This window comes from Methylosinus sporium, from assembly GCF_003113265.1.
Lineage (GTDB): Bacteria > Pseudomonadota > Alphaproteobacteria > Rhizobiales > Beijerinckiaceae > Methylosinus > Methylosinus sporium.
Genome location: NZ_PUIV01000015.1, coordinates 1 through 12,877, shown reverse-complemented (window position 1 = coordinate 12,877; position 12,877 = coordinate 1). Strand labels below are relative to the sequence as shown.

The following is a 12,877-nucleotide window of genomic DNA, read 5'->3' as shown; positions in this document are numbered from 1 at the left end:
CGATCTCGATTATGGGAATGAAACAGCGCTCTTCACGGGGGAGGCGCCGAACTCGGACATCGGCCAATGCCGATGTCTCGATTTGGTGCCCAGGAGAGGACTCGAACCTCCACGGCTTTCACCACTGGTACCTGAAACCAGCGCGTCTACCAATTCCGCCACCTGGGCAACGCGGCTCTCTTACGAGGCGGACGCTCTGCTTGTCAATGGCGCTCGTCATGCTTCGGTCACGCTCGCGCGGCGCATTTCCTTTCCGCCCAAATCGCGCTAGAGCATCCGCCCGAAACGGAGCGATATTTTCGAGCGCTCCGAGAGAATCGGCGTGGGGCGAAGAATGAGCGCAGATGTGAAGGATGCCGGGCGGATCGTGACGGTGTTCGGCGGGTCGGGATTCATCGGGCGCCATGTGGTGGCGGCCCTGGCGCGGGACGGCTGGCGCGTGCGCGTCGCCTGCCGGCGGCCGGACCTCGCCTTTTTCCTGCAGCCTCTCGGCAAAGTCGGGCAGATTTTCCCGGTGCAGTCCAATCTGCGCAATCCCGCCTCCGTCGCCGCCGCCGTGCGCGGGGCCGAGGCCGTCGTCAATCTGGTCGGCGTGCTGGCCGAGGGCGGCAAGCAGAAATTCTCCGCTCTGCACGCGCAAGGCGCGAAGACCATCGCCGAGGCCGCCGTCGCGGCGGGCGCGAAGCATCTCGTCCATGTCTCGGCCATAGGCGCGGACAAGAATTCCAGCTCCGTCTACGCCCGTACCAAGGCGGAGGGCGAGGAGGCGATTCGCGCCGCCTTCCCCGGCGCGGTGATTCTGCGTCCTTCCGTCGTCTTCGGCCCGGAAGATCAGTTCTTCAACCGATTCGGCGCTCTGGCGCGCTATCTGCCGGTCGAGCCCGTCATCGGCGAGGCGACGCGCTTCCAGCCCGTCTATGTCGGCGACGTGGCGCAGGCGGTGGCGCTGGCCGTGGACGGCCGCGCCCAGGCCGGCGCGACCTATGAGCTCGGCGGGCCGGAGGTGAAGACCTTCCGCGCCATCGTCGAATATGCGCTGAAGATCACCGAGCGCGACGTCAAAATCCTGCCGCTGTCCTTCGCGACCGGAGCGATGATCGCGCGCGTCACGCAGACGCTGCACAGCCTCTCGCTCGGCCTTTTCCCCAGCCTGCTGACGACGACCGTCGATCAGGTGGAGCTGCTGCGGCACGACAATGTCGTCTCCGCGCAGGCCGAGGCCGCCGGGCTGACGCTCGAGGGCCTGGGGATCGCCCCGACGGCGATCGAGGCGATCGTTCCGTCCTATCTCTATCGCTATCGCAAGACCGGCCAATATCAGGCGCAGCGGCTGGCTTGAGCGGCAAAGCGCGTTTTCGAGCCGAAGCGGACGCCGCTCGGCTTTTTAAAAACGCGCCCGGACCAAAGGCGCTCAGCGCGCCCGCGCCATTGCGCGGGCGGCGAGCGTCTTGTGCATCCGCACCATGAAGGCCACGCCGAACAGAGGCGTGAACAGGTTGAGCCCCGGCACGGCGACGAAGCCGGCGATGAACAATCCCGCCAGAAACAAAGTCGTCGCATGGCGGCGCGTCAGCTCGCGGGCTTCCTCCAGCGAGCAATAGCGCGTCGCGGCGAAGGCGAAATACTCCCGCCCGAACAAATAGGCGTTGGCCAGCACGAAGACGATGGCGTTGACGCCCGGCACGAGCAGCAGCAGCAGGGCGACGAGATTTACGCCCGCCGAGACCAACGCGAAGCGCAGCGCCATGATCATCGCCTGGCCGGGCGGGAGCGGACGCCCGCGCGGCCCGAGCGGATCGATTTCCTCCTCCACCACATCGGCGAGATCGTCGAGGAAAAATCCCGCCACGAGAATGGAAATCGGCGCGATGAGAAAGGCGAGCCCGAAGACGAGCCCCGCGCCGGTCGCGAAAGTGACGATCGTTCGCAACCAGTAATTGTCGACGGTGAGGAAAGAGAGCGCGACCTTGTCCAGCCCGGTCCAGGCGAGCACCAGCAGGACGAAAGTCAGGCCGAGGCTCTTGAACAGGACATTGCGGAACGGCGGCGAGAAGATTTGACGGGCGGCGTCCAGAGCGGCTTGCAGCATGAGGGCTCCGAGGGGGGCGGAAAGTCGCCGTCAACATGGGGGGAGCCGGGCGCGGGCGCAAGCCGCGCTGCAAGACGCAGCGCCGGAAGAACGGCGCCCCGGGGCGCGACGGCGCACGGACGAGCGCCGGCGCCGAATATGTGCTAGGGGCTCCGGCGCGGCCAGGATTCGAAAGGCGAGGTTTTCGCATTGATAGGACGAAATTGGTTCAGACCGCGCCCCCGCTCCGAGGAGGCTCCGGTCACAGATCTGTTTTCAGGGGATGAGACGCGCGCGCCGTCGTTCCAGAACGCCGTCGACGCAATTCCGGGTTGGAGCTGCCATTTTCCGGTCGAATATGGCCTTTCCGCCGGAAAGCTGCCGACCTTCGACGATCCGCGCATCACTTGGGCCATGGAACGTTTCGGCGATCTTTCCGGCCGTACGGTGCTCGAGCTCGGCCCGCTGGAGGCCTCGCACACCTATATGCTCGCGAAAGCCGGCGCCCATGTCGACGCCGTGGAGGCGAACCGGCTCGCCTTCCTCAAATGTCTGGTGGCGCGGGAAATCCTCGATTTTCCCAATGCGCGCTTCTATCTCGGCGATTTCGTGCAATGGCTCGAGCAGACCGAGACGCGCTATGATCTCATCGTCGCGAGCGGCGTGCTCTACCACATGCGCGATCCGCTGCGGCTGCTGCGCGCCATGTCGGAGCGCGCCGACGCGATCTATCTTTGGACCGTGATCGTCGACGACGACAGGCTCGCCCCGAGCGCGACGCAGCGTTTCGAAGGTCTCGACATGCGGCTCTATGCGCGCGGCTATGGCGATCGGAGCGTGGCCTTTTGCGGAGGATCGATGGATTTCCCGAATTGGATGCACAGGAACGATGTTCTCGCTGCGCTCCGCGCGCTCGGCTATGAAGAGATCACCGTGCTGGACGACATCATTGGAACCGCGGGCAACACGCTTCCGACATTTTCTGTCTTCGCCAGACGGCGTCCCGCCGAAGGCTGACGACGTCTCGCGGCGCGGCGGGGCCCTGCTCTTTCATCCGCCGCCCGACCCCGACAAGGGCGCCGCCAGCGGGCGTCGCGTCACAGAGGAATGGCGCGCCTCTCGTAGAGGACGCGACTCGTATAGAGGAATGGCATGAGCATTCAGGACAAGACCAAGCAGCTCCCCCTCGGCAAACGCCTCACGCGCGCGCTCCGCTCCCTGGTCGGGTTGAAGAACGAGCCGCTGCCCGTCGAGCACGTCAAGCTCAATCGCAGCCAATACAAGACGATCTGGAATTCCGTCTCGGTCTCGCAGGACGACGCCAAAATGGCGGTCAGCGGCTATACGGACGAAGAGATCTATCGCCAGATGGGCGAGGGCACGCGCGAGATGCTGCAGTCCTATGTCGGCATAGGCCCGGACGATGTGGTGCTGGAGATCGGCGCCGGCGTCGGCCGCGTCGGCGCCGCGCTCGCGCCGATCTGCAAGGAATGGATCGGCGTCGACGTCGCCGAGAATATGCTCGGCCATATTCGCCAGCGCCTCGCCGCTTTCGACAATGTGCGCACGATCCCGACCAGCGGTTTCGACCTCGCCAATGTTCCGGACGCTTCGGTCGACGTCGTCTACAGCACGGTCGTCTTCATGCATCTCGAGGAATGGGATCGCTACAGCTACATCAAGGAAGGCTTCCGCATTCTGCGGCCGGGCGGACGTATGCTCGTCGACAATGTGGACATCACCTCCGATCTCGGCTGGAAATTCTTCGAGGAACATTGCGCTGTGCCGCCCTTCGAACGGCCGGCGCAGATCAGCAAGACCTCGACGCCGCAGGAGCTGGAGACCTATTTCACGCGCGCCGGCTATGAGGCGATCGAGCAGATCCGCGCCGGGCTCTGGATCGTCACCTATGGCCGCAAGCCCGCGGCGCAGGAGCAAGAGCAGCAGCAAGAGCTGCCCGCCGAGCAGTTGGCCGCCGCTCCGGCGGAAGAGGCGCAAGCCGCCGTCTGACGGCGCAAATATTGCTTCCATGCCGCCCGAGGAAACGGGCGGCATGAAGACATTTCTCGACTGGTCGGCTTACGACACCTATGGAATCGGCGACGCCTATTCCGGCATTCCGGCCACCGGCGGCAATTACGCCAAGGCGGTGGCCGTGTGTATGCACAGCCGCGATTGTCAGAAGACCGCCAAGGGCGTCATGTGCCCGAGCTATCGCGTCACCGGCGAAGTCAAGCATTCCACCGAGGCGCGCGTCGCCGCCTTCAAGGCCGCGCTCAATGACGGCAGCGACGAGCGCGCTTTCGCCGATCCGCGCCTCGACGAGGCGATGGATCTCTGCGTCTCCTGCAAGGCCTGCAAGAAGGAATGTCCCAGCGCCGTCGATATGACGCTGATCAAGACCGAATATCTCGCCCAGCGTCACGAGATCGTCGGCGTGCCCAAGCGCCTGCGCCTCTTCGGCGGCGTGCCGGAATGGACGGGCCGCCATCGCGCTCTGCTGCGCTTCGCCATTCGCCTGCGCAATCGCTCGCGCCTTCTGTCCCAGCTCGCGGAGAAATGGATCGGTGTCACCGCCCGCCGTCCCCTTCCCGAGCCGGCCCCCGCGGCGTTCGTCCGCTTGGCCCCGGCGGCGGCGACCGCCGGCGCGCGCGGCGAGGTGATCCTCTTCGTCGATACTTTCTGCCATCACTTCGACCCGCATGTCGCCGAGGCCGCCGTCGAGGTGCTGGAACATGCCGGCTATAGCGTACGCATCGCCGAGCCGGCGGCGACCGATGCCGAGCCGGACCGTCCGCTCTGCTGCGGCCGCACTTATCTCACCACCGGAATGGTGAAAAAGGCCCGTGGCGAGGCGGAGCGCGTGCTCGCCGCCTTCCGCGACGAGATCGCCGCCAAAACGCCGATCATCGGCCTCGAGCCCTCCTGCCTTCTGTCGCTGCGCGACGAGCTCTATAGTCTCGGGCTCGGGCCGGAGGTCGGCGATCTCGGCAAGCAGCTCTATCTGCTCGAGGAGTTTCTGGCCCGCGAATATCAGAACAAGGGCCTGCGCCTTTCGTTGAAGCCGCTCGATCTGCCCAAGGCGGTCGTGCATGGCCATTGCCATCAGAAGGCCTTCGGCGTGATGAAGGCGACGAAGAAAGTGCTCGGCTGGATTCCGGGCTTTACCTTCGACATCGTCGAGACGAGTTGCTGCGGCATGGCCGGCAGCTTCGGGCTTGAGGCCGAGCATTACGAGACCTCGATGAAAATGGCGGAACTGTCGCTGCTGCCGGCGATGCGCGACGCCGCGCCCGACGCTCCGCTGATCGCCAATGGTTTTTCGTGCCGCCACCAGATCGAGCATGGCAGCGGCCGCAAGGCCCGCCATATCGCGCTGTTGCTGCGCGACGCTCTGCAGCCGGCGCCGCAAGCCGCCGAATAAAACTGTAGAAGCCTGAGTAGAAAGGGCCGCTCGCACCTCCCCCTCGAGGGGGGAGGTCGATCGCCGAAGGCGAGCGGGAGGGGGTGACCGCCCGAGTCTTGCCGTTGAACCCCACCCCGTCCGGCTGTCGCCGGCGCGCGCAGTCGTCCAGAATTGTCCGCTAACCGACAGAATTGAACGTCGCGCGCTCAGCTCTCCCCGGCGCGACGCTGGGACAGCTCCTCCATCAACGCCGACACCGTATCGAGCAGGCGGATCGCACCGGGCAAGCGGGAATGCGCGTTCTGCTGCGCCTCGCCCTCCGGGTCCATGCCGCGCCACCAGTCGATCAAGTCGCCGATCAGCGCGCGCCCCGGAATTTGCTCGAACGGAACGCCCGGATAGGCGTCGAGGCCGAAAGCCGCCTCGAAATCGCGCAGGCAGGCTTCGACATAGCGGGCGTCGGCGCCATTGAGCGCGAAAGGCCGTTCCGGCGCGCGACGCACCATGCGCACCTCGCTCAGCTCCGGAATATAGTCTTTGATCACCGCCCCGCTCCGTCTCCGAAGGCCTCGCGACGTCAGACTCCATCAATTGCGGCGCCAGCCTGTCGCGCGGCCATGGCGCGACGCTTGCATTTTTACGAGCATGACCACAAACGCGACCGAGAGAGGGCCGGTTCCGCCGGCGCTCAAACGATTCATCTGGGATATTCAGTCGATGGTCGAGCTCGCCGACAGCGAGCGGGAGATTCTTCTCATCGGCCGCGATCTGATGACCCGCCTCGTCGCCAGCGACGATTGCCTGCCGGCGGTTTTCGCCGAGGCTCTGCCGGGGCGCGGGCGGCAATTCCAGCTCTACAGTGATGGCGAGGAGCGCTTCGCCGTCGTCGCCTCCGTGCTCGCCGGCGGCGCCGGCCTGTCGCTGGAGCAACCGGGGGTCTGGGAAATCGCCGGCGTCTTGCGCGGCGCGGTGGCGCGGCGCCTGCCCGGCGGGGCCGAAGACGCGCACGCATTGGAGAAAGGCGCGGTCGAAGCGCGGCTCTCCAAGACCGGCCCCTCCGCCGCCCTCGCCAATGCGCTGGCCGAGGAGGTTTCGATCGCGATCCAGGTCTATGGCGGGCCGGTCGCCGGCGTCGTCCGCCGCTCGGTCGCGCCCGATGGCGCGGTCGGCGAGGCCGAGCCCTACGCCAATGGGGAGGCGACGCCCCCTTATGACATCTTCACCATTCAGACCGAGATAAAGGACTGATTCAGCGGTCTGCGCCGACCCTCCTCCGCTCCACGAAAGCGAGCGGCGGCTCAGCGCGTCGAAACGAAGCGGTCCGTCGGCAGAATCGCCGTTTGGCCGGCGAAAGCCTGCGCCTGTCCGCTCGATGCCGAGGGCGCGAACAATCCCGCATCGGCGCGGGCGGCCGAACGCGGCGCGGCAAAAGTGGCTCCGAGCGCCGTGCCGCCCGGCAGCCGGCTCGCCGAGACCGCGGTCGTCAGCGCACGGAAATTGGAGCGGTCCAGCCGCGCTGGCACCAGCTCCACTTTCGCCGCCGCGGGCTTGGCGATCGGGGCCGGTCTGGCGGCGGGAAGGCGCAGTTCGGAGCCGGCGAATTCGCTTCCATAAGGAAGCGATCGCGCGGCGGACGGCGCATAGGCGAGCAGCGGCTCCGGCTTGGAAGGCGAAGGCTCGAGAGGAGCCGAAGACTTGAAAGTCGAAGACGTCGGAGCAGACGACGGCGCCGGATGCGCGGCCGGCGGCGGCGGGGCGCTACGCGCCTCCTCGATGACGCCGCCGCGCAGGCTGGCGGGGCCGAGATCGACGAGGCTGGCGATGGCGCCCACGGCGCGGCGGGCCGGCGGCGCGGCTGCGACACTCGCCAGAGCGGCGAATTCGCTCGGACGCGACGGCGGCAGGGGCGCGCCGGCGAGGGCCAGGAACATCGGACGCCGCGGCGGCAGGGGTGCGGCGAGGGCCGCGTCGAGCTTCGCCTCGATCCGCGCTTCCTCGGCGGATATCGCGAGCGAGGCCGTCGTCGCCGGCTTTTGCCGCTCGGCGGCGCGCGAGACGGCGGGCGGATCGGCCGGGCCGGCGCTCAGCTGCGTCTCGCCGCGCGGCAAATTGCGCTCGGCCGCGACGATGCGCTCCGGCTCGCGACGGCTCGGCGCCGCGGCCTCGAGGCTCTCCTCCTCCTCGGAGGCGCCGGCGGAGCGGCGCGGCGCCAGCGACGCCCATTGCTTGCGCGCCGTCGGCGGCGGAGCCGTGGCGACGCCGCTGTCCTCGTCCTCCTCGCCGCCGCCGAACAGCATGGCGAAAAGACCCTTGCTCTGGCGCTGGACGGCCGGCACATAGGCGCCGTTGCCGCGCGCCTCGATCTCGGCCTTGGCCTCCTCATAGCGCGCGAGCGGCTGGTTGTTGGTCGGCAGATGCACGGTCTTGCCGTCCGGGAACAGGCGCGCGAGCTGGTCATAGCTCATACGCGGCCAGGAGCGGACGCCGCCGACGTCGAGATGCACGAAAGGCGTGCCGGCGGTCGGATAATAGCCGACGCCGCCGCGCTGCATCCGCATTCCGATCTCGCGGATCTGCTCCATGGACATGCCCGGCATGGTGGTGTCCATCGCCTTGCCGAGCATGTGCTGCGAATGTTTCGCCACGGCGCGGGAGCGGCGGCGCAGCATGGAGTTGGTCTCCGGCGAGCGATAGGCGGAAACGACATGGACCGGCTCGGTCGCCCCGGCCTGCCGATAGGCCTCCCATACGACATCGAAGAGGCGCGGGTCCATTTTGGTGGGCTCGTCGCGGCGCCAGTCGCGCAGGAACCAGTTCAGCTGCTCGAGAACCGCCGAATCATAGCGGCCATTGACCAGATAGGTCGCGGCGATCTGCTCTTTGGTGTGGCTGTGGAAGAGATAGAGCGTGCGCGTGTCGCCATTGGCGACCGCGTCTTCGGTGAAGGACGGAGCCAGCGCCGCGATCAGCGCCGCCGCGGCGCTCATGAGCCGCGCGATAGACCGTCGTGAGAGGAGAGGCGCGCCTTCCCGCCGATCGTCCAAAACTCTCTTCTTTCCGCTGGTCGGCGGGCGAGACAGCCCGACGAATTGAATTGCGAGACGCGAGCGCCGAACGCATGGGCGACCGATCCACGGATCGATCGCAGCTTCGTCCCACCTTCGCCATGTCCCGCCCACGCCTCGGCGCGGCTGGACGCGGCCTCCCTTCGACACGGGCGAATCGGTCTCGACCGTGAGATCGAGGACGCTATTTCGACAAAATGGCGAAAAATTGCCCGGCCGCCTTTGCGACACAATGTCGAGCTTCCGTTAAAAGTCAATGTGCTGCGCCGCCGACGAGCGGCGGGACGAAAGCGCCCGTAGCCAGAATCGGGTAGCCGCCGGGGATGAGCGGCGCCGGCGCGGCGAGCGCCTCCGGAGCCGGTTCGGGCGTTTTTTGTGCGTCGCCGCTGGTGAAGGCGGCCGATGGCGGGCGGCGGGGCGGCTCGGGCGCCTCGAGCGGCGCGGCGCCATTGGAGCGGATGGAGGCCGTCGGCATGGCGTCGACGGAGCCGGTCGCGGCGAGCCGATCGCGCTCGGCGAGGGCGAGGCGGATCGGCCCCTGCGGCGGCGATGTGGGATCGGCGAAAGCCTGCGACACCGCGCCGCGCACCTTTTGCGCGAGATCGCCGAGCGGATCGGAGGCCGGCGTCGCCGAGGCGATGGTCTGCGCGCCGCGGCGGCTGCGGCCGGCGGCGGCGATCATCGTCTGGCCGCCGCCGTTGCAATTGCGAATACCGAGCGAAATCAGCTCTCTGCCGGAGAGAACCCGATATTGGCGGGTGAGATAGCCGAGCCGCTCGCGCACCGCCGCGGGATAGTAATTGAAGAGCTCGGCGGAGACGCCCGCGTCGGTCTGATGGTCGATCGCATTATAGGCCAAATGGAATTTGACCTGCGAATCCGGATAGACACAGACATTCGGAAGGCTGAGCGCCATTGTGCAGGCCGACCGGCATTCGTGCAGACGAACCTCGCGACCCTCGCGGCGATAGATTTCCGTTTGCGCCTGATACTCCGAGACGAGACCGCCCACATCCTTGTAGACGACGACCGGCGCTGGAGCAGGCGGCGGCGACAGATAACCCAAACAACACCCCTACGCTCTACAGACGTCCGACAAGAGAAAATTCACCATGACAGGGTGAATAGTCTCTTAACCGCCGGATCATCCTCTTATGCCGACCCTGAGGCCGGGCGCAGGACGTTCTTGCAAGACATTGCGGCGAAAATGAAAAAGCGCCGCGGGGCGGCCGCCCGTCTTCAGCGACATCTCCCCGGTCGGCTCGACGGCGGCGGAGGTTTCCACGAGACGGCGGAAATTCTGCTTGTGCAAATGGCGGCCGGCGATCGCCTCTACTGTCCGTTGCAGCTCGGTGAGGGTGAAGGCCGACGGCATCAGCTCGAAGATTACCGGGCGATATTTCATCTTGGCGCGCAGCCGGCCCATTGCGGTGGCGAGAATGCGCCGATGATCGTGCTGCATGGGCGCGCCGAGCGGCGGCGGCTTCACGCCGCGCCTCAGCGCCGCCTCGCGGCCGTCGCGCCAGGCCTCCTCGACGAGTCCGGCCTCATAGAGCAGCTCATAACGTTCGAGCGCATTCTCCTCGTCGAGACCACGGCCCTGCGGCCGGAACAGGAGATTGACGCGGTCCCGCCGCCGCAGGCCGGAAGAGGAGAGCGCATCCGGCGCCTCCTCCACCCAGGCCGAGAGGCCCGGCAAAATGGCTTTCTCCATCAGCTCGGGACGCCCGCCGCGCCAATCCTCCCAGGGGAAGAATTCATACCAGCTGCGAAAGCCGCGAATTTCGCTTGCACCCTCGGCGATGCGGGTCAAGGCGAGATAGCCGACCGAGACCACATGCGGATCGCGGTCGCCGGCGCGGGCGTGGCGGCCGCGATCGCCGAAAGTATAGAGTTGCTCGACATAGCCGAGCGTCACGCCGGTCTGCTCGGCGACCCAGGCGCGCAGGCCGATTTCGAAAGTGCGGTGACGCACCGGATCGAAAGGGCCGGAGGGCAGAGCGGCGCGGGCGTCCTCGCCTGTGGCGACGACCGTGAGAATGAGCGGCTCGTCCTCCAGCGCCGCGACGATCGCGGCGGTGAGGCCGATCCCCACCGGCAGCGGTCCCTCCATCGCGCGCAGATGTTCGAAGCTCATCATCTCCCGTGCGTCAGGCGAGCTCGAGCGCGAAGGGCGCCCCCTCGTAGCAATCGGCGCCGCGGCCGATCTCGGCGATCGCCGCCGTCATGCGCCCCTCGCGCGAGAGAAGGCGATCGGCCAGAGCGACGAGACGGCGATTGGGCGTGGCGGTGGGCGAGGCGCGGCGCAATTCGCGCGCGAGTTCCGTCTCGGCCCGCTGCGGCGCGAGCGCGCAGGCGAGAATGAAGGCCGCGGCCGGCGAGCGGCTGACGCCGGCATAGCAATGAATGACCAGCGGCTCGCGCCGGTCCCATGCGCCGGCGAAATCGAGCAGGCTCTGAATATGCGCGCAATTGGCGAGCACATGGCCCTCCTGATCCGCCTCTATGTCGGAGACGGCGAGGCGCAAATGGCGCTCGGGAACGATTTCGCTCGGCCGCGCCAGCGAGGCGCCGGCGGTGAGAATGGTGATGAGCGAGCGCGCGCCGCTGGCGCGCACCGTGTCGACGACCTTCGTGAGCGAACAGACATAGAGGTGCGCCATCTCTCACCTTCTCTGTGTCACTTCGACGCCTCACCCTCGACACTGCGCGCCTCGCCTCGCTCGATCGCGGCGAAGCGCGCCAGAAAACGCTGCTGCGCGGTCTCGACCGAAATCGGCTCCAACGCTTGCAGGAAAGCATCGGGGCCGAGCGCCGGCCGGCCGAAGATGCGCTCGGCTTCCGCGCGTGTAAAGCCGGCCAATCCGATCGCCTCGAAAAAAGCCGAGGCGCGATCCGCCCTTTTGGAAAGGCGCATCAGCGCGGCGTCCGGCTCCGCCGGCAATGAGAAGCGCAGCAGGATCGCCGTCAGAATGCGTTTCTCCACGCTCTTGTATGTGTCGCCGATGACGGCTTTGAAGGGGGAGATCATGTCGCCGATCACATATTCCGGCGCGTCATGGAGCAGCATGAACAGCCGCCCCTCGCGCCCGAGCCCGGGCGACAGCGCGCAGGCGATCTCCTCGACGAGCAGGCTGTGCTGGGCGACCGAAAATATATGTGGGCCGCGCGTCTGACCGTTCCAGCGGGCGACGCGGGCGAGGCCGTGGGCGATATCCTCGATTTCCACATCGAGCGGCGAAGGATCGAGCAGATCGAGCCGCCGGCCGGAGAGCATACGCTGCCAGGCGCGGGGGGCGACCTCCGCCTTGCCCGCCTTCACGCCGCGCATCTGTGGCACTCCGCCAGATGGTCGTCGACCATGCCGACCGCCTGCATGAAGGCGTAGACGATGGTCGGGCCGCAGAAGGCGAAGCCGCGCGACTTCAAATCCTTGGCGAGGCGGCGCGATATTTCGGTCTGCGTCGGCACGTCGGCCGTCGTGCGCGGGCGGTTGACGATCGGAACGCCATCGACGAAATCCCAGAGATAATCGGAAAAGCCCAGGCGCTCCTCTATCTCCAAATAGGCGCGCGCGGAGGCGATGGCGCCTTCGATCTTGGCGCGATTTCGGATGATTGCCTGATTTTGCATCAAAGTTTCGACGCGCGCGGCGTTGAAGCGCGCGATCGCCTGCGGATCGAAGCCCTCGAAAGCGGCGCGAAAGCCTTCTCTACGGCGCAGAATGGAAATCCAGGAGAGGCCCGCCTGGAAGCCATCGAGGATCAGCTTTTCATACAGAGCGCGCGAATCGCGCTCCGGCCGGCCCCATTCGTCGTCGTGATAGGCGACATAGAGCGGATCGTAACCGGCCCAGGGACAACGCAAAACGCCATCTGCATGGCGAAGCGCCGCAGCGTCGCGCCACGCGCGTGGATTTTCTCTTTCAGCGGCCATCGCCCCTTCCCTCGCGCCCTATGCGCGCCATCTTTGCCGAAAGAGCGTTTCATAACATTCTCATTGCGGTCGCGGCGAGCTTGCGGCCCATGCGTCGATGCAAGACAATTGGCACAGGCCGTGCTCGCAGTGCGGCCGTCGGGAGCCGTTTGCGCCGACGACTCTTCATCGGCGACGGCGCTCACCAAGGAGAAATTTGATGTCGATCCGTCTCGTCTCTTACGCAGCGGCCGGCGCCCTCGCACTCGGCCTCGCCGTCGCCGCGGGTGAAGCGAAAGCGCAGGCGAATGTTTTGAAGGAATGCGGCGCGCAATATCAAGCCGTCAAGGCCGCCAACGAGCTGAAGGGACAGAGCTGGCAGGACTTTCTGAAGGCCTGCCGCGCCCGCCTCGCCGAGCAGCC

Annotated in this window: 13 protein-coding genes, 1 tRNA gene and 1 pseudogene; 6 read left to right on the top strand and 9 right to left on the bottom strand. The window is 66.8% G+C overall.

Annotated features, from left to right (window positions below):
* Positions 1–83: 83 nt before the first annotated feature.
* Positions 84–168, bottom strand: a tRNA-Leu gene (locus C5689_RS10960).
* Positions 169–334: 166 nt separating this feature from the next.
* On the opposite strand from C5689_RS10960, the gene C5689_RS10955 reads away from it, so the two are divergent.
* On the top strand, positions 335–1,339 hold the full coding sequence (locus C5689_RS10955; protein WP_108917313.1) for a complex I NDUFA9 subunit family protein: 1,005 nt from the start codon (positions 335–337) through the stop codon (positions 1,337–1,339).
* 72 nt (positions 1,340–1,411) lie between these two features.
* Here C5689_RS10955 and C5689_RS10950 read toward each other — a convergent pair whose 3' ends face one another.
* A complete protein-coding gene (locus tag C5689_RS10950) occupies positions 1,412–2,089 on the bottom strand; it encodes a sulfate transporter family protein (RefSeq protein ID WP_108917312.1) in 678 nt (225 codons plus the stop codon).
* Positions 2,090–2,278: 189 nt separating this feature from the next.
* On the opposite strand from C5689_RS10950, the gene C5689_RS10945 reads away from it, so the two are divergent.
* The 3 genes from C5689_RS10945 (at position 2,279) to C5689_RS10935 (ending at position 5,492) form a co-directional block, all read left to right on the top strand.
* Positions 2,279–3,085 carry a class I SAM-dependent methyltransferase gene (locus C5689_RS10945; RefSeq protein WP_108917311.1) on the top strand — a complete coding sequence of 269 codons (807 nt, stop codon included), beginning with the start codon at positions 2,279–2,281 and terminating at the stop codon, positions 3,083–3,085.
* Between the two features lie 135 nt (positions 3,086–3,220).
* The gene (locus C5689_RS10940; RefSeq protein ID WP_108917310.1) at positions 3,221–4,078 is read left to right on the top strand and encodes a class I SAM-dependent methyltransferase; all 858 of its coding nucleotides are present in this window, start codon (positions 3,221–3,223) and stop codon (positions 4,076–4,078) included.
* A gap of 43 nt (positions 4,079–4,121) precedes the next feature.
* Positions 4,122–5,492, top strand: a complete 1,371-nt coding sequence (locus C5689_RS10935) for a (Fe-S)-binding protein (protein ID WP_108917369.1) — start codon at positions 4,122–4,124, stop codon at positions 5,490–5,492.
* A 188-nt stretch (positions 5,493–5,680) separates the two neighbouring features.
* Here C5689_RS10935 and C5689_RS10930 read toward each other — a convergent pair whose 3' ends face one another.
* A complete protein-coding gene (locus C5689_RS10930) occupies positions 5,681–6,019 on the bottom strand; it encodes a hypothetical protein (RefSeq protein ID WP_036292659.1) in 339 nt (112 codons plus the stop codon).
* Positions 6,020–6,119: 100 nt separating this feature from the next.
* Between C5689_RS10930 and C5689_RS10925 the strand changes: the two genes are divergently transcribed.
* On the top strand, positions 6,120–6,722 hold the full coding sequence (locus C5689_RS10925) for a cysteine dioxygenase family protein (protein ID WP_108917309.1): 603 nt from the start codon (positions 6,120–6,122) through the stop codon (positions 6,720–6,722).
* A gap of 50 nt (positions 6,723–6,772) precedes the next feature.
* Here the strand turns inward: C5689_RS10925 and C5689_RS10920 are convergent, their stop codons facing one another.
* The 6 genes from C5689_RS10920 to C5689_RS10895 form a co-directional block, all read right to left on the bottom strand.
* The gene (locus C5689_RS10920; protein WP_108917308.1) at positions 6,773–8,518 is read right to left on the bottom strand and encodes a peptidoglycan L,D-endopeptidase MepK; all 1,746 of its coding nucleotides are present in this window, start codon (positions 8,516–8,518) and stop codon (positions 6,773–6,775) included.
* 274 nt (positions 8,519–8,792) lie between these two features.
* The gene (locus C5689_RS10915) at positions 8,793–9,605 is read right to left on the bottom strand and encodes a hypothetical protein (protein ID WP_108917307.1); all 813 of its coding nucleotides are present in this window, start codon (positions 9,603–9,605) and stop codon (positions 8,793–8,795) included.
* A gap of 78 nt (positions 9,606–9,683) precedes the next feature.
* A complete protein-coding gene (locus C5689_RS10910; RefSeq protein ID WP_425293401.1) occupies positions 9,684–10,679 on the bottom strand; it encodes an NUDIX hydrolase in 996 nt (331 codons plus the stop codon).
* A gap of 10 nt (positions 10,680–10,689) precedes the next feature.
* Entirely contained in the window at positions 10,690–11,202 is a 513-nt protein-coding gene (locus tag C5689_RS10905; protein WP_108917306.1) for a tyrosine phosphatase family protein, read from the bottom strand.
* A gap of 17 nt (positions 11,203–11,219) precedes the next feature.
* Positions 11,220–11,870, bottom strand: coding sequence for an HD domain-containing protein (locus C5689_RS10900; protein ID WP_108917305.1), 651 nt, complete (start codon positions 11,868–11,870; stop codon positions 11,220–11,222).
* Positions 11,858–12,475: a DNA-3-methyladenine glycosylase I gene (locus C5689_RS10895; protein WP_108917304.1), complete on the bottom strand. Its 618-nt coding sequence runs from the start codon at positions 12,473–12,475 to the stop codon at positions 11,858–11,860. Before C5689_RS10895 ends, C5689_RS10900 begins: the two co-directional genes overlap by 13 nt.
* Positions 12,476–12,674: 199 nt before the next feature.
* Between C5689_RS10895 and C5689_RS10890 the strand changes: the two are divergent.
* Positions 12,675–12,877 (top strand): annotated as a pseudogene (locus C5689_RS10890) (hypothetical protein); the annotation flags it as partial.

Excerpts from the sequence above, each read along its gene's own strand:
- C5689_RS10955 (WP_108917313.1), top strand. The coding sequence starts at position 335 with ATGAGCGCAGATGTGAAGGATGCCGGGCGGATCGTGACGGTGTTCGGC.
- C5689_RS10950 (WP_108917312.1), bottom strand. The coding sequence starts at position 2,089 with ATGCTGCAAGCCGCTCTGGACGCCGCCCGTCAAATCTTCTCGCCGCCG.
- C5689_RS10940 (WP_108917310.1), top strand. The coding sequence starts at position 3,221 with ATGAGCATTCAGGACAAGACCAAGCAGCTCCCCCTCGGCAAACGCCTC.
- C5689_RS10935 (WP_108917369.1), top strand. The coding sequence starts at position 4,122 with ATGAAGACATTTCTCGACTGGTCGGCTTACGACACCTATGGAATCGGC.
- C5689_RS10925 (WP_108917309.1), top strand. The coding sequence starts at position 6,120 with ATGACCACAAACGCGACCGAGAGAGGGCCGGTTCCGCCGGCGCTCAAA.
- C5689_RS10910 (WP_425293401.1), bottom strand. The coding sequence starts at position 10,679 with ATGATGAGCTTCGAACATCTGCGCGCGATGGAGGGACCGCTGCCGGTG.
- C5689_RS10905 (WP_108917306.1), bottom strand. The coding sequence starts at position 11,202 with ATGGCGCACCTCTATGTCTGTTCGCTCACGAAGGTCGTCGACACGGTG.
- C5689_RS10900 (WP_108917305.1), bottom strand. The coding sequence starts at position 11,870 with ATGCGCGGCGTGAAGGCGGGCAAGGCGGAGGTCGCCCCCCGCGCCTGG.
- C5689_RS10895 (WP_108917304.1), bottom strand. The coding sequence starts at position 12,475 with ATGGCCGCTGAAAGAGAAAATCCACGCGCGTGGCGCGACGCTGCGGCG.